The sequence below is a fragment of the Plantibacter sp. CFBP 8798 genome, from assembly GCF_014841195.1.
GTDB lineage: Bacteria > Actinomycetota > Actinomycetes > Actinomycetales > Microbacteriaceae > Plantibacter > Plantibacter auratus.
In genome coordinates this window covers 176,780-192,114 of sequence record NZ_JACYTS010000002.1, presented here as the reverse complement: position 1 = coordinate 192,114, position 15,335 = coordinate 176,780, and the positions used below count along the sequence as shown (strand labels likewise).

Sequence of the window (15,335 nt, the reverse complement as noted above, 5' to 3'; positions counted from 1 at the left end):
ATAGATGCCGGACGAGACCTGTACTAGCGTCTAGACATGCGAGTTGATCTTGTGACAAAGGAGTACCCGCCGGAGATCTACGGCGGCGCAGGCGTCCACGTGTCGGAGCTGGTGAAATCCCTCCGTAGCGACATCGACGTGACCGTGCGCTGCTTCGGCGCTCCACGCGACGAGGCCGACACCGTCGCGTACGGTGTCCCGGCCGAGCTCCAGGGGGCGAACGGCGCCCTCACGACCCTCGGGACGGACCTCCTGATCGCCCAGGACGTCGCCGGGGCCGACCTCGTGCACTCGCACACCTGGTACGCGAACGGCGCCGGTCACCTCGCGTCACTGCTGCACGGCATCCCGCACGTCGTGACCGCGCACAGTCTGGAGCCGCTCCGCCCGTGGAAGGCCGAGCAGCTCGGCGGCGGGTACCGCGTGTCCAGCTGGATCGAGCAGTCCGCCTACGAAGGCGCCGCGGCCGTCGTCGCGGTCAGCGACGGCATGCGTCGCGACATCCTGCGGTCGTACCCGAGCCTCGACCCGGCCAAGGTGCAGGTCATCTACAACGGCATCGACCTGACCGACTGGCAGCCACGCGTGGACGACGAGCTGCTGCGGTCCCTCGGCATCGACCCGTCCCGTCCCTCCGTCGTCTTCGTCGGTCGGATCACCCGTCAGAAGGGGCTGCCGTACCTGCTCCGCGCGGCCCGACTGCTGCCGCCCGACGTGCAGCTCATCCTGTGTGCCGGCGCTCCCGACACCCCGGAGATCCTCGCCGAGGTCAAGGGGCTCGTCGAGGAGCTGCAGCGCGAGCGCACCGGGGTCGTGTGGATCGAACGACTGCTCCCGCGTCACGAGTTGTGCACCGTCCTCACCGCCGCCACGACCTTCGTGTGCCCGTCGATCTACGAGCCACTCGGCATCGTCAACCTCGAGGCGATGGCCTGCGGTGCCGCCGTGGTCGGGACGGGGACCGGCGGCATCCCGGAGGTCGTGCAGGACGGTGTGACCGGCAGGATCGTCCCGCTCGCGCAGGCCTCCGACGGCACCGGCACCCCGCTCGACCCGGAGCGCTTCGTCGCCGACCTCGCCGCCACCCTCACCGAGGTCGTCCAGGATCCCGCCCAGGCGAGGGTCTACGGGGCCGCTGGTCGCCGACGCGCGGAGTCCGACTTCAGCTGGTCGCGCATCGCCACCCAGACGGCGGAGCTGTACCGCAGCCTGGTCTGAACCACCTGCGGACACCTCGGAGGACGGCGACGCGCGACGAGTCTTGGCGGATAGGCTAGGACCATGCCGAGCGTGTTGCAGTTCTCCGATGTGTCCGTCGTCCGTAATCTCAACCCCATCCTCGATGGCGTCGACTGGACGGTGACGGGCGACCAGCGATGGATCGTCCTCGGCCCGAACGGCGCCGGCAAGACGACGCTCCTGCAGCTCGCGGCGACGCTCATCCACCCCTCGAAGGGCACGGTCTCCGTGCTCGACGAGACGCTCGGCCGGGTCGACGTCTTCGAACTGCGCCCGCGCATCGGCTTCGCGTCCTCCGCCCTCGCGAAGCGGGTGCCGCCGGAGGAGACCGTCCTGGACGTCGTGCTCACGGCGGCCTACTCGGTCACCGGGCGCTGGGTCGAGCAGTACGAGGACATCGACGTGAAGCGCGCGTCGCGGGTCCTCGCGGAGTGGAAGCTCGACCACCTCGCCGACCGCCGCTTCGGCACGCTGAGCGACGGCGAGCAGAAGCGCGTGCAGATCGCGCGGGCCATCATGACCGACCCCGAACTCCTCCTGCTCGACGAGCCGGCCGCGAGCCTCGACCTCGGCACGCGCGAGGAGCTCGTCGAGCTGCTCGGCGGCTACGCGAGCGCCGACGACTCGCCGGCGATCATCATGGTGACCCACCACGTCGAAGAGATCCCTGTCGGGTTCACCCACGTCCTGCTCGTTCGCGACGGCGGCATCGTCGCCGCCGGCCCGATCGCCGAGACACTCACGGCCGAGCACCTCAGCGAGACCTTCGACCTCCCGATCGAGCTGAGCGAGGAGGACGGCCGGTTCCACGCCCGCTCCGTCCGCGCCGGACGCTCGGCCGTCGCCCCCTCCTGACCGCCACGCCTCGGCGAGTCGTCCTCGGCTGGCGAGCAGATGCGCGCCGAGTCTGGTAAAGTCGACCTTTGGCTCGCGGAGCCAAGAGCTTTCTGCCTCGTGCCTGGAGTTCCGAGCGCGGGTACTACCCACACCATCCACTCAACAAGGACTGCTGATGAAATCTGACATCCACCCCACGTACGAAGCCGTCGTCTTCCGCGACCTCGCCTCCGGCGCGACGTTCCTCACGCGCTCGACGGTCTCGTCGGGCAAGACGATCGACCTCGACGGCGTCACCTACCCGGTGATCGACGTGGAGATCTCGTCGGAGTCGCACCCGTTCTACACGGGTAAGCAGCGCATCATGGACTCCGCCGGTCGCGTCGAGAAGTTCAACCAGCGCTTCAAGGGCTTCGGCAAGTAGTCCTTCCGCTGGAATACACGAACGCCCCGATCCTCGGATCGGGGCGTTCGTCGTCGTGGCGAGCCGTACGGCTCAGATGCCGATGGGCAGCTGGTCCGCTGGGACGATGATCGGTGCCTCGGGCCGGGCGGCAGGGCGTCCGGTGCGGATGGGCCAAGCACCGTCGGCGATGAACTCGGGATCGCGCACGCGGCGCATGTAGGACTGGAAGCTCTCCGCCTGCTCGAGCGACCAGGTCCGCTGGGCCTCATGCAACTCGTCGACGCTCGTCGGCAGGGCGTCGGCATGAAGCCGACCGATGGCCTGAGCGACGCGTCCGGCGGCGACGGCGTCCACCCCCGCGTCGTGCGCACCCTCGAGCGGAACGCCGTGTAGGGCGGCGACGACCTCGAGCGTCCGCTTGCCGCGCCGGAAGGTGTCGAGCCGCCGGTCGAGGATCAGCGGGTCGACGACGGGGGACGGGTCGGTGATCGAGGTCACCCTGTGTCGCTCCGCCTCGAAGTGCAGGAGGGAGAAGTCGTAGGGCGCGTTGTAGGCGACGACCGGGGTCCGTGCGGCGAACAGCTCGGTGAGGACGGCGACGATCTCGCCGACGACGGCCGGTGCCGGACGCCCCTCCGCCCGGGCCCGCTCCGTCGTGACGCCGTGGATCTCGGCGGCGCGAGGGGGGATCTCGACCCCGGGGTCGGCCATCCACGACCACGAGCGTTCGACCGAACCGTCCGCGGTGATGACACCGACGAAGGCGGTCACGATGCGACTCGTCTCCACCTCGATGCCCGTCGTCTCGAGATCGAAGACCGCCAGGCGGTCCGTCCAGTGGGGATTCGCGTCGACCGTGTTCACGCCTTCACCCTATGACGCACCTCCGACAGGGGCCTGTGCCACGCCGGGGCGGCACGGTCCGCATCAACGGGTGAACGCAGAGCCGGACTGCCTAGACTGAGTGGATGCCCGTCGAATCACCGTACGCCGACCAGCTCGACCGCATCCCCGTCCGGGAGCGCTCGCTCATCGTGGACGGAGCCGAGACGCGGTTCTGGGACTACGGCGACCACGAGGCGTCGACGACGATCGTCATGGTGCACGGGTTCCGGGGCGACCACCACGGCCTCGAACCGGTCGTCGCGCAGCTCTCCGGGTTCCGGATCATCGCTCCGGACCTCCCCGGCTTCGGCAGCTCGGCACCCTTCCCCGAGGCCACCCACTCCGTGGAGGGGTACGCCGCCTGGCTGGGACGGTTCATCGAGGAGCTGCACCTGACCGGCCGTGTCGTCCTGCTCGGGCACTCGTTCGGCTCGATCGTGTCGAGCGCCGCCGTCGCCGGGGGACTCCGACCGGACGACCTCGTCCTCGTGAACCCGATCGCCGCCCCCGCGCTCCAGGGCCCTCGAGGTGTCCTGACGAGGCTCGCGGTCTTCTACTACTGGTCGTCCGCGAAGCTCCCGAAACGCCTGGGATTCGCCTTCCTCCGGAACAAGGGCGTCGTGCGCATCATGAGCGTCGCGATGTCGAAGACGAAGGACCCGACGCTCCGTCGGTGGATCCACGCCCAGCACGACCAGTACTTCAGCGCCTTCGCCGACCGGGAGGTCGTCCTCGAGTCGTTCACCGCCTCGGTCAGCCACGACGTCAGCGAGTACGCCGACCGCATCCCCAGCCGCACGCTGCTCATCGCCGCCGAGCGTGACGACATCACGCCTGTGGCCGCGCAGTACGCGCTCGCGAAGCGGTTCGCCGACGCGCAGCTGCACGTCATCCCGGGCGTCGGACACCTCATCCACTACGAGGAGCCGCACGACGCGGCGCAGCGCCTCACCGCGTTCCTCGCGGACGACCGCACCGACGCCTGAGGCGTCAGGCGTCGGTCGCCTCCTGCGAGACGACGCTCGTGAATGCGGACGGGACCAGGCGGGCGGCGATCCCGGTGAGCGTCTCACTGGCACCAGCGTCGAGCTTCACGTCCGCGCGGCCGTCCGCCTTCGTGACGCCGCGGTTGATGACGACGATCGGCAACCGCTTCCGGCGGGCGAGTTCGAGGAGCCGGATCCCCGAGTTGACCACGAGGGACGACCCGGCGATCACGAGTGCGTCGGCACCGCGCACGAGTGCGGCTGCCTCGGCGTACTTCTCCGTCGGGATGAACTCGCCGAAGAAGACCACGTCCGGCTTCAACATGCCACCGCAGACCGTGCACACGGGGACGACGATCTCGTCCACGCGCCCGACCTCGGCATCGCCGTCCGGGTTGATCGTCACGTCCGTCTCGGTGTCGAGCCACGGGTTCAGGTCCGTCATGCGCTCCGCGATGCTCGACCTGGCGTAACTCTGCCCGCAGGAGAGACAGCTGACGCGGTCCATCGACCCGTGCAGGTCGACGACGCGGCGCGAGCCGGCCCTGACGTGGAGGCCGTCGACGTTCTGCGTGATGACGCCGTCGGCGATGCCTGCCTCCTCGAGGAGCGCGATGGCCCGGTGGCCGGCGTTCGGGCGAGCGCCGTCGAACCGCTTCCACCCGAGGTGGCTGCCGGCCCAGTAGCGTTTGCGCGCGGCGTCGTCGTTGGACAGGAACTGGTCGACCGTCATGGGGGTCCGCACCGGAGCACCCTGGCCCCGGTAGTCGGGGATGCCGGAGTCCGTGCTCACGCCGGCCCCGGTGAGGAAGGCGACACGGCGGTCCGCGAGCAGCTCGATCGCCCGTTCGAGCCCGGCCTCGGCCGTCTCGTCAGCGGGATCCCCTGCTGCGATCAGCGTGCTCATGCCTGCTCCGTCCATCCGTCCGCGATGATCGGAGTGCTCCAGGCCATCGCTTCCCCTGAGTCTAAACGGCCTCGTTTTCGATCGTGTTCCCACTCTGGCAAGGTGGAGGTCGAACATCGCGTCGAGAGGACGTCTCCCATGCAGGTCATCCGGATCACCGATCTCGACGACGGACGACTCGACGACTACGCGCGACTGACGGACGTCGCCCTCCGCCGGGTGTCCGAACCCGCGGGTGGCCTGTACATCGCCGAGTCGACGAAGGTCATGGAACGTGCGCTGCGCGCCGGGCACCGACCGCGATCGGTCCTGCTGCAGGAGAAGTGGCTCGAGGACGTCTCGCCACTCCTCGAGGGCCACGACGTCCCAGTCTTCGTCGGCGAGCCCGCACTCCTCGAGCAGCTGACGGGCTTCCACCTGCACCGGGGAGCGCTCGCGGCGATGCACCGCCCACCGCTCGCCGACCCCGCCGAGCTCCTCGCCGACGCCCGCCGGGTGGTCATCCTCGAGGACATCGTCGACCACACCAACGTCGGCGCCATCTTCCGCTCCGTCGCCGGCCTCGGTGCCGACGCGGTCCTGATCACCCCGCGCTGCGCCGACCCGCTGTACCGTCGAAGCGTCCGCGTCAGCATGGGCACGGTCCTGCAGGTGCCGTGGACCCGCCTGCCGGAATGGGACGTCGCTTCCGGCGTCCTGCGGGATGCCGGCTTCGAGACGGCCGCCTTGGCCTTGGCCGACGACGCCGTGGACCTCGACACCTATGCTCGGACCGCGCCGGAACGGCTCGCCATCGTGCTCGGCGCCGAGGGCGACGGTCTGAGCGCCTCGGCCCTCGCCGCCGCCGACACGATCGTGACCATCCCGATGCTCCACGGCGTCGACTCGCTGAACGTCGCGTCGGCCAGCGCCGTCGCCCTCTGGGAGCTCCGGGTCCGCTGACCACGGTCCCACGCTGCTCGAGGACGCCCGGTCGGCGGCACGTCGCGACAGGGTACGCGCAGGAGCGCCGGGTAGCATGACCGGGTGCCACTCACGAGACGACAGATCTACCGCCGCCGCCGTCTCGCCGTCTTCGGCGTCCTCGCCCTCCTCATCGGGCTGTTCGGCTACAGCGCTGGCGCGCTGCTCCGTCCGGTGCCGGCCGCGGCTGCGACGCTCGAATCCAGCGACGCCCTCACCACCTCGCTCGTCCAGCAGACCACACCGGTCGCCTGGCCAGGGTTCGGTCGCGGCGCCATCGGTGCCGTCGGGTTCGACGGCGTCCTGAGTTCGAGTGGCGAGCAGACGCCGTTCCCCATCGCGAGCATCACGAAGACGATCACCTCCCTCGTCGTGCTGGAGGCCAAGCCGCTCGCGGCGGGGGATCAGGGCCCGTCCATCACGCTGACCGACGCCGACGTCGGGTTCTACTACGACACCATCGCGGAGAACGGTTCAGCGGCACCCGTCGTCGCCGGGTCGGTGTTCACCCAGCGGCAGATGCTCGAAGCACTGCTCCTCCCGTCGGCGAACAACTACAGCATCTCGCTCGCCGTCTGGGCCTTCGGTTCGGTCGACGCGTACCTCGACGCGGCGCGCGCCTGGCTCGATGCACGTGGGCTGACGGGCACCACCGTCACGAACACGAGCGGCCTGGGCGAGACGAACGTCAGCACCCCGAGCGACCTCGTGACCATCGGCAAGCTCGTGCTCGCCGACCCGGTGCTCTCGTCGATCGTCAAGGAGCCCACGGCGGTGCTGCCCGCCATCGGCGAAGTCGAGAACACGAACGCCCTCCTCGGCCAGTACGGGGTGACCGGCATGAAGACGGGGACCGACGACGCCTCCGGCGCCTGCCTGCTGTTCTCCGCCGACCTCCAGGTGGAGGGGCGGACGGTGACCGTCGTCGGCGTCATCCTCGGCGCCGACGACCACACCGTGCTCAACGAGGCCGTGGTCTCCCTGTTGCAGAGCGTGCCGGCCGGATTCCACCAGGTCCAGCTCGCCACTGCCGGGCAATCGGTCGGCTCGTACTCGACCGCATGGGATCAGGCCGCGAAGGTCGTCGTGGCGTCCGACGCCTCCGTGCTCGTCTGGCAGGACACCCCGATCACGGTCGAGAGCCGCGCCAGAGCCATCGACGCCGGTGCCGCCGGTTCGACGGTCGGGAAGCTCAGCTACACCGTGGGAGCGGGCGCGGAGGCTGGTGCGGCGACGATCGACGTCCCGCTGGCCCTCGACGCGGACGTCGCCCCGGTCACGCCCTGGTGGCGCCTGACCAACCCGTGACCGCAGCAGACGCCGGAGCCCGGGTGATCGGCCGGACGGTCAGACGTCGAGTTCCTGGTCCTGCGCTGCGACCGTGAGGAACGGGCCGGCGAGCGGTCGCTTGGCGGTGATGTGGTCGCCGGACGACTGGTGCCGCACCCGACGGAGCACCCACGGCACGAGGTACTCACGCGCCCAGGCGAAGTCCTCGGTCCGGGCCTGACGCCAACGCCTGACGGGGAGCGGCTCCGGCTGCAGCGGCTTGAGGTCGTTCTCCACGTTCAGCGCGTGCAGGACGAGGCGGGCGACCTCATGGTGGCCGAGCGCGTTCAGGTGCAGGCGGTCCGGCGCCCACATCCGCGGATCCTGGATGGCCTGGAGTGCCCACTGGTCGGCGATGATGCAGTCGTGTCGGGCGGCGATGGCCCGCAGGTTCTCGTTGTAGATCGCGACCTTGCCGCGGATGCTGCGGAAGACGGGAGAGAAGCCGACGTCCACGCCGGTGAACAGCACGACCGTCGCTCCGTCGCTCCGGAGGCGGATGATCGCCTGCTCGAGTCGTCTGGCGATGTCGTCGGGGTCGGTGCCGGGCCGGATCACGTCGTTGCCGCCCGCCGAGATCGTGATGAGGTCCGGGTGCAGCTCCAGGGCGGGCTCCACCTGGTCGTCGAGGATCTGCTGCGCGAGCTTGCCGCGCACGGCGAGGTTGGCGTAGGCGAAGTCCGAGTTCTGCGCGGCCAGCACCTCGGCGACCCGATCGGCCCACCCACGGTGCCCGCCCGGCGCGCCCGGCTCGGGATCACCGATCCCCTCGGTGAACGAGTCGCCGATGGCGACGTACCGCGACCAGGGATGGTGCTGTTCGGTCATGGGTGGTTCCTCCTGCTGTGCATCCGGAACCTCCAGCGTACGCCCGCCCCTCGGCTGGCGGATCAGTCGCGAGTCGGACATCCGGATGGGTGTCGAGGCCGCACACGATGGTCGGCGGTGTCGGCGCGGCCGGGTACAGTGGTCTCCAGTGAACGCGGAAATCTCTTCGACCCAGCACCTGGGCGGGTCCGCAGCCGAACACCTCTCACCGGCCTTCCCGGAACGCGCAGCGTGGGGCACGGCGAGCAAGCTTCGAGCCTGGCAGGCCGAGGCGCTCGAGCAGTACTTCACGACCGAACCCCGTGACTTCCTCGCGGCGGCGACACCGGGCGCAGGCAAGACGACGTTCGCGCTACGGCTCGCCTCCGAACTCCTCCATCGCGGCACGATCGACCGCATCACGGTCGTCGCCCCGACCGATCATCTGAAGCGCCAGTGGGCCGAGGCCGCGAGCCGGGTCGGCATCCGCCTCGACCCGAACTTCGCGAACCGCGACCAGGTCTTCGGCCGCCACTACCACGGTGTCGCCGTCACCTACGCCCAGGTCGCGGCGAACCCGCCCGTGCATCAGCGCACGACCGACTCGGGTCGCACCCTCGTCATCCTCGACGAGGTCCACCACGGCGGCGACGCCCTGAGCTGGGGCGACGGCATCCACGAGGCCTTCTCGCGGGCGACCCGTCGGCTGTCCCTCACCGGGACCCCGTTCCGGTCCGACACGGCACCGATCCCGTTCGTGGTCTACCAGCCGGACCACCAGGGCATCCGGACCTCCGTCACCGACTACAACTACGGGTACGGTCGCGCGCTCCAGGACGGGGTCGTCCGTCCGGTGCTCTTCATGGTCTACGCCGGTCACATGCGCTGGCGGACCAAGGCCGGCGACGAGATGGAGGCCCGTCTCGGCGAGGGCAACACGAAGGACATCACCTCCGCGGCCTGGCGCACCGCCCTCGACCCCCAGGGTGACTGGATCCCGGCGGTCCTGAAGTCCGCCGACCTCCGGCTGTCCGAGGTCCGTCAAGCGGTCCCGGACGCCGGCGGACTCGTGATCGCCACCGATCAGACGACCGCGCGAGCCTACGCGGCCATCTTGCACGAGCTGACGGGGGAGCAGCCCACGGTCGTCCTCTCCGATGAGAAGGAGGCCAGCGATCGGATCGCCGACTTCTCGGGGAACACGAAGCGCTGGATGGTCGCGGTCCGCATGGTGTCGGAAGGCGTGGACGTCCCACGACTCGCCGTCGGCGTCTACGCGACGTCGTCCGCCACGCCGCTGTTCTTCGCGCAGGCGATCGGGCGATTCGTCCGGGCACGTCGACGCGGCGAGATCGCGAGCATCTTCCTCCCGAACGTGCCGAACCTGATGGCCCTCGCTGAGAAACTCGAGCTCGAACGCGACCACGCGCTCGACCGCCCGAGCGACCCGGACGCGGAGGGCGACCTCTTCAACCCGGAGGACGCGATGATGGCGGCCGCGGAGCGCGAGGACAAGGCTTCCGACTCACTCCTCGAGGAGTTCACCTGGCAGGCCGTCTCCTCGGACGCGCACTTCGACCGGGTGGTGTTCGACGGCGACGAGTTCGGCGAGCTCGCCCAGCCGGGCACCGAGGAGGAGTTCGACTTCATCGGGTTCCCCGGGCTCCTCGAGCCTGAACAGGTGCACGAACTGCTCGTGCAGCGCCAGAGCCGCCAGGCCAAGCGCGGGGCGTTCGTCGACAAGAACGCCGCCTCGCCGAGTCCGCAGGCGGACATCCCCGCTCCGCTCTACCGCACCCTCAAGGAGCAGCGCCAGGTGCTCAAAACCCTGGTGGGCCTTTACGCCAAGCACACGAAGGAGCCGCACGGACTCGTGCACGCGGAACTGCGACGCGTCTGCGGCGGGCCCGCCGTGGCACAGGCGAGCGTGACGCAGCTGCAGTCACGCATCGACCTGCTCCGGCGTCGCCTGGGTCACGGGCACTGAGGACAGCGCTTCTCCGCACGCGTGCTCCTGCTTCGCGGTCGGCCCGCCGGAGCTGCCCTTCGACAGGCTCAGGGACCGGCGGTGCAGGCTCAGGGACCGGGGGAGGTGCGCCGGTTCTCGCTCTGGCCGAAGACGATCTCGGGTGTCCGCGTCTCGTGGAGTCCGGCGGGAAAACAAGAACGGCCGGAGCTTTCGCTCCGGCCGTTCGCCGTCTCAACACGGTGTGCGCGAAGGGGGACTTGAACCCCCACGCCCGTAAGGGCACTAGCACCTCAAGCTAGCGCGTCTGCCATTTCCGCCACCCGCGCGTGTTGTGATCGTGTCCGGCTTTCGCTGGGCACGAGAAGAAACTCTAGCACGGATTTCGACAGCCGTTCACCACCTCGTACCGCCAGACGAAGTTCCCGACGCCCTCCGGCCGTGCGCCGACCGAGCAGAACGGGGGAGAGGTGCAGCGGTCAGGGCCGACGGGTAGCGTGGAACCATGACCTCCGGCTCAGACGCATCCGACCTCACGCTCGACGAGACCACGCGGATCGCGCGGGACCTCATCCGCATGGACACGACGAATTACGGCGAGGGCCGCTCCAACGGCGAGACGGAGGCGGCCGAGTACGTCGAGGCGTACCTCCGCGACCTCGGACTGGAGCCGGAGCTGATCGACGCCGCTCCGGGCCGGACCAGCGTGGTCGCACGGGTCGCCGGTGCGAACCCCGAGAAGCCGGCGCTCGTCGTGCACGGGCACCTCGACGTCGTGCCCGCCGACCCCGCGAACTGGTCGGTGGACCCCTTCGGGGGCGAGATCAAGGACGGCCTGCTGTGGGGACGCGGGGCCGTCGACATGAAGAACATGGACGCGATGATCCTCGCGTCGCTCCGCGAGATCCTCGGCAGCGGCCGTCGGCCGGAACGCGACCTCGTGATCGCGATGTTCTCGGACGAGGAGAACGGCGGCGTGTTCGGCTCGCACCACCTCGTGACGGAACGGCCGGAGCTCTTCGCCGGCGCGACCGAGGCGATCAGCGAGGTCGGCGGGTACTCGATCACGTTCGGCGGACGCCGCTCCTACCTCCTCCAGACCTCGGAGAAGGCCCTCGTCTGGATCAAACTGGTCGCGACCGGACGAGCGGCCCACGGATCCCGCTACGTGCAGGACAACGCCGTCACCCGCCTCGCGGAAGCGGTCGCGGCCATCGGACGCACCGAGTGGCCCGTCCGACTCACCGACACCACCGAGCAGCTGCTCCGGGAGATCGCCACCATCCTCGGGACCACGCCCGAACGGCTCGGCCCGGACGAGCTCGCCCTCGCGACGGGTACCGCCTCCGGCTTCATCCAGGCCTCGCTCCGCACGACGAGCAACCCGACCCTGCTGCAGGCCGGATACAAGCACAACGTGATCCCCGATCGCGCCGAGGCGCTCGTCGACATCCGCACCCTGCCCGGCGAGGAGGACGCCGTGCTCGCGCGCGTCGCGGAGATCGTCGGTGAGGACATCGAGATCGTCGTCATGCACCGCGACATCGGCCTCGAGACACCGTTCTCGGGTCCGCTCGTCGACGCGGTCGTCGAGACCCTCGGGCGCCATGACCCCGGCGCCCCGGTGCTCCCGTACATGCTCTCCGGCGGTACCGACAACAAGGCGCTCTCGCTCCTCGGCATCACCGGGTACGGCTTCGCTCCGCTGCGCCTGCCGGAACACCTGGACTTCCCCGCGATGTTCCACGGAGTCGACGAGCGCGTGCCGCTCGACGCGCTAGGGTTTGGCAGGCAGGTCCTCACGGACCTCCTCCTCGACTACTGACTTCCCACGGTCCGTCTCCGCGCCCTCCGAGCCGCGAGACGCTCCAGGAGCCGCCCCGCCGACGACTGCCGGATCCGGCCGAACACCAGCCATCCGGCTGCAGAAAGGTGCCCTGTGGACCTCATCAACGCCATCATCCTCGGACTCGTCCAGGGACTCACCGAGTTCCTGCCGATCTCGTCGAGCGCACACCTGCGCATCCTCGGCGAGTTCCTCCCGGGGGCGAAGGACCCTGGCGCGGCGTTCACCGCGATCACCCAGATCGGTACCGAGGCCGCCGTCGTGGTGTTCTTCTGGCGCGACATCGTCCGCATCATCTCCTCCTGGTGCAAGGCCCTCGTCGGCAAGATCCCAAGGGATGACGCCGACGCCCGCATGGGGTGGCTGATCATCATCGGCAGCGTCCCCATCGTCGTGCTCGGCCTGTTGTTCCAGGACGAGATCGAGACGACCTTCCGCTCACTGTGGATCGTCGCGATCATGCTCATCGTGTTCGGCATCCTGCTCGGTGTCGCCGACGCCGTCGGAGCGAAGAAGCGACGACTGAAGAGCCTGACCTACCGCGACGGCGCGATCTTCGGAGGCGCCCAGGCCCTCGCCCTCATCCCCGGTGTCTCCCGCTCCGGTGGCACGATCACGGCGGGGCTGTTCATGGGCTACGAGCGCCGTGCTGCGGCGCGGTACGCCTTCCTGCTCGCGATCCCCGCGGTGTTCGGCAGCGGCTTCTACCAGGTCTTCAAGAGCATCGGCGAGCCGAGCCCGTACGGACCGGTCGAGACGCTCGTGGCCACGGTCATCGCGTTCGTCGTCGGCCTCGCGGTCATCGCCTTCTTCATGAGCTACATCTCGAAGCGCAGCTTCCTGCCCTTCGTCGTCTACCGCATCGTGCTCGGCGTCGTCCTGCTGGTGCTGCTCGGCACGGGCGTGATCAACGCGTGAGGGCCTGGTCCGCCCCGGTCGTCCCGCAGCTGCCCGGCTCCGGCACGGCCCCGTGTCTCTGGGACACCCCGAGCGCCGGGCTCATCGAGGCCTCCGCCGAACGCACGGCGCGGTTGTACGTCTGCGGCATCACGCCGTACGACGCGACCCACCTCGGCCACGCGTCGAGCTACCTCGCCTACGACACCCTGCAGCGCGTCTGGCTGGACGCCGGCTACGAGGTGCACTACGCCCAGAACGTCACCGATGTGGACGACCCGCTGCTCGAGCGGGCCACCGCGACCGGCGTCGACTGGGTCGAACTCGCAGCGAGCCAGGTCGAACTCTTCCGGAGCGACATGGAACGCCTCAGCATCCTTCCCCCCGAGGACTACGTCGCGGTCACCGAGGTCATCGGACCGATCGCCGACGCCGTCGCGCTACTCATCGAGCGCGGTGTCGCCTACACGGTCGCCACCCCGGACAGTGCCGCCGGAGACGACGTCTACTTCGACGTGCGCGCCGCGGCCGACGACGTCTGGCACCTCGGTGCGGAGAGCGGGCTCGACGAGGCGACGATGGCCGCGTTCTTCGCCGAGCGCGGGGGAGACCCCGACCGCGCCGGGAAACGCGACGCCTTCGATCCACTGCTCTGGCGGGCGGCGCGCGACGGCGAGCCGAGCTGGGAGTCACCCGTCGGCCAAGGACGCCCCGGTTGGCACATCGAGTGCTCGGTCATCGCCCTCCAGCACCTCGGATCCGACTTCACGGTCCAGGGTGGCGGCTCCGACCTCGTCTTCCCGCACCACGACCTGAGTGCCGGGCACGCCGCAGCACTGTCCGGTCGCCCGCTCGCCAAGGTGTTCAGCCACGCCGGCATGGTCGCCTACGAGGGCACGAAGATGTCGAAGTCCCTCGGCAACCTCGTCCTCGTCTCACGCTTGGCCGCCGACGGAGCAGACCCCTCGGCCATCCGACTCGCGATCCTCGCGAACCACTACCGCAGCGACTGGGAGTGGCACGACGAGCACCTCGTCCTGGCCGATCGTCGGCTCGGGACCTGGCGTTCGGCCTTCGCGACGGACGCCGCGAGTGGAGCGTCCGCCGTCGAGCTGCTGCAGGCGATGCGGGTCCGACTGGCGGACGACCTCGACACCCCGGGTGCCATCGCACTCGTCGACGCCGCAGCGACGACCGGCGTCGACGACGCCGACCTCGCGCGGTCGGCCGTCGACGCGCTCCTCGGCGTTCGCTGAGCAGGACGACGGCTCACCGGAGTCGCGCGACTGCGAAGGGACCGGGTTACTCGCGGTCCTTCCGCCAGGGCTCGTCGCCCTTGCCCTCGTCCCGACGGAGGTACCGCTCGAACTCCTTGGCGATGGCCTCGCCGCTCGCCTCGGGCGACTCGACGGTGTCGCGAGCCTGCTCCAGCTGCTGGATGTAGGCGGCCATGTCCTCGTCTTCGGCGGCGAGCGTGTCGATCCCGCTCTGCCACTCGCCGGACTCCTCGACGAGGGCTCCGCGGGGGATGACGACGTCGATGAGCTCCTCGAGCTTGTCGATCAGCGCCAGGACGGCTTTCGGGGAGGGCGCGCTGTGCACGTAGTGGGGGACCGAGGCCCAGACCGACAGACTCTGGACGCCCTGCCGCTCGGCGGCGTCGGCCAGCACACTGAGGATGCCGACCGGGCCTTCGTACGTGCTGCGCTCGAGCTGCAGGGCCTGCCGCAGCTCCGCGTTCTCGCTCGACGCGAAGACCGAGATGGGTCGCGTGTGCGGGACGTCGGCGAGCATCGCACCGAGCATCACCATGCCGGTGATGCGCTGCTCGGTGATCACGGCGAGGATCTCGTCGACGAACGCCTTCCAGCCGCGGGAGGGCTCGGCGCCGAGCAACACGTAGACGTTGTCGCCGCCGCCCTCGCTGACCCGGAGCGCAGCGTCCTCCGCCAGAGGGGTCGCGGGCTTCGCCGCTTCGGGGTCGGGCCCCGAGATCGTGGTACCGGGCCAGGTCAGGGACCGTTTGCCGTCCTCGTCGACGCCGACCGTCGGCCGGTTGAACTGGTAGTCGTAGTAGGGTTCCGGGTCGATCTCGAGCAGCGGGCGGAGGGCGAGCGAGTCGCGAAGCACGCGCACCGCGCCGCTCGCCGCCTCGCCGGCATCGTTCCAACCCTCGAACGCCACGACGAGCAGGCGACCGCCCAGCGGCTCCTTGGTGTCTTCCGTCACGTCTCACTCCTCGGTGCACGGGGACCTTCCGCGACCAT

The 15,335-nt window shown here is 69.8% G+C and carries 14 protein-coding genes and 1 tRNA gene; 10 read left to right on the top strand and 5 right to left on the bottom strand.

From position 1 onward, the window contains the following. Window positions 1-36 precede the first annotated feature (36 nt). The 3 genes from glgA to IFU30_RS08000 all read left to right on the top strand — a co-directional run bounded on the left by glgA (window position 37) and on the right by IFU30_RS08000 (window position 2,500). Complete coding sequence (gene glgA / locus IFU30_RS08010) at window positions 37-1,218, top strand: glycogen synthase (RefSeq protein WP_192004886.1); 1,182 nt, start codon at window positions 37-39, stop codon at window positions 1,216-1,218. Between the two features lie 63 nt (window positions 1,219-1,281). Beyond that, the gene (locus IFU30_RS08005; RefSeq protein WP_085510924.1) at window positions 1,282-2,094 is read left to right on the top strand and encodes an ABC transporter ATP-binding protein; all 813 of its coding nucleotides are present in this window, start codon (window positions 1,282-1,284) and stop codon (window positions 2,092-2,094) included. A gap of 157 nt (window positions 2,095-2,251) precedes the next feature. Continuing rightward, window positions 2,252-2,500: a type B 50S ribosomal protein L31 gene (locus IFU30_RS08000; protein WP_056005588.1), complete on the top strand. Its 249-nt coding sequence runs from the start codon at window positions 2,252-2,254 to the stop codon at window positions 2,498-2,500. 72 nt (window positions 2,501-2,572) lie between these two features. Here IFU30_RS08000 and IFU30_RS07995 read toward each other — a convergent pair whose 3' ends face one another. Then, the gene (locus tag IFU30_RS07995) at window positions 2,573-3,346 is read right to left on the bottom strand and encodes an exonuclease domain-containing protein (RefSeq protein WP_192004885.1); all 774 of its coding nucleotides are present in this window, start codon (window positions 3,344-3,346) and stop codon (window positions 2,573-2,575) included. Window positions 3,347-3,450: 104 nt separating this feature from the next. On the opposite strand from IFU30_RS07995, the gene IFU30_RS07990 reads away from it, so the two are divergent. Continuing rightward, on the top strand, window positions 3,451-4,353 hold the full coding sequence (locus IFU30_RS07990) for an alpha/beta fold hydrolase (protein ID WP_079705975.1): 903 nt from the start codon (window positions 3,451-3,453) through the stop codon (window positions 4,351-4,353). Window positions 4,354-4,357: 4 nt separating this feature from the next. On the opposite strand, the gene IFU30_RS07985 is transcribed toward IFU30_RS07990, so the two are convergent. Then, window positions 4,358-5,260: a Sir2 family NAD-dependent protein deacetylase gene (locus IFU30_RS07985; protein WP_079705976.1), complete on the bottom strand. Its 903-nt coding sequence runs from the start codon at window positions 5,258-5,260 to the stop codon at window positions 4,358-4,360. A gap of 138 nt (window positions 5,261-5,398) precedes the next feature. Here IFU30_RS07985 and IFU30_RS07980 point away from each other — a divergent pair, with 138 nt between their 5' ends. Continuing rightward, complete coding sequence (locus IFU30_RS07980) at window positions 5,399-6,202, top strand: TrmH family RNA methyltransferase (RefSeq protein WP_191941121.1); 804 nt, start codon at window positions 5,399-5,401, stop codon at window positions 6,200-6,202. Window positions 6,203-6,286: 84 nt separating this feature from the next. Beyond that, window positions 6,287-7,531 carry a D-alanyl-D-alanine carboxypeptidase gene (locus IFU30_RS07975; RefSeq protein WP_192004884.1) on the top strand — a complete coding sequence of 415 codons (1,245 nt, stop codon included), beginning with the start codon at window positions 6,287-6,289 and terminating at the stop codon, window positions 7,529-7,531. A gap of 39 nt (window positions 7,532-7,570) precedes the next feature. Here IFU30_RS07975 and IFU30_RS07970 read toward each other — a convergent pair whose 3' ends face one another. Then, on the bottom strand, window positions 7,571-8,380 hold the full coding sequence (locus IFU30_RS07970) for an SGNH/GDSL hydrolase family protein (RefSeq protein ID WP_079705978.1): 810 nt from the start codon (window positions 8,378-8,380) through the stop codon (window positions 7,571-7,573). A 148-nt stretch (window positions 8,381-8,528) separates the two neighbouring features. Between IFU30_RS07970 and IFU30_RS07965 the strand changes: the two genes are divergently transcribed. Then, the gene (locus IFU30_RS07965; RefSeq protein WP_342450828.1) at window positions 8,529-10,346 is read left to right on the top strand and encodes a DEAD/DEAH box helicase; all 1,818 of its coding nucleotides are present in this window, start codon (window positions 8,529-8,531) and stop codon (window positions 10,344-10,346) included. A gap of 224 nt (window positions 10,347-10,570) precedes the next feature. Here IFU30_RS07965 and IFU30_RS07960 read toward each other — a convergent pair. Then, window positions 10,571-10,654, bottom strand: a tRNA-Leu gene (locus IFU30_RS07960). Between the two features lie 176 nt (window positions 10,655-10,830). Here IFU30_RS07960 and IFU30_RS07955 point away from each other — a divergent pair. The 3 genes from IFU30_RS07955 to mshC all read left to right on the top strand — a co-directional run bounded on the left by IFU30_RS07955 (window position 10,831) and on the right by mshC (window position 14,324). Next, complete coding sequence (locus IFU30_RS07955; RefSeq protein ID WP_079705980.1) at window positions 10,831-12,150, top strand: M20/M25/M40 family metallo-hydrolase; 1,320 nt, start codon at window positions 10,831-10,833, stop codon at window positions 12,148-12,150. A 114-nt stretch (window positions 12,151-12,264) separates the two neighbouring features. Then, complete coding sequence (locus tag IFU30_RS07950) at window positions 12,265-13,089, top strand: undecaprenyl-diphosphate phosphatase (protein ID WP_079705981.1); 825 nt, start codon at window positions 12,265-12,267, stop codon at window positions 13,087-13,089. Next, window positions 13,086-14,324: a cysteine--1-D-myo-inosityl 2-amino-2-deoxy-alpha-D-glucopyranoside ligase gene (gene mshC, locus IFU30_RS07945; RefSeq protein ID WP_124769378.1), complete on the top strand. Its 1,239-nt coding sequence runs from the start codon at window positions 13,086-13,088 to the stop codon at window positions 14,322-14,324. The genes IFU30_RS07950 and mshC overlap by 4 nt, the downstream gene beginning before the upstream one ends. Window positions 14,325-14,370: 46 nt before the next feature. Here the strand turns inward: mshC and IFU30_RS07940 are convergent, their stop codons facing one another. Beyond that, a complete protein-coding gene (locus IFU30_RS07940; protein ID WP_064296958.1) occupies window positions 14,371-15,297 on the bottom strand; it encodes a PAC2 family protein in 927 nt (308 codons plus the stop codon). Window positions 15,298-15,335: the final 38 nt, after the last annotated feature.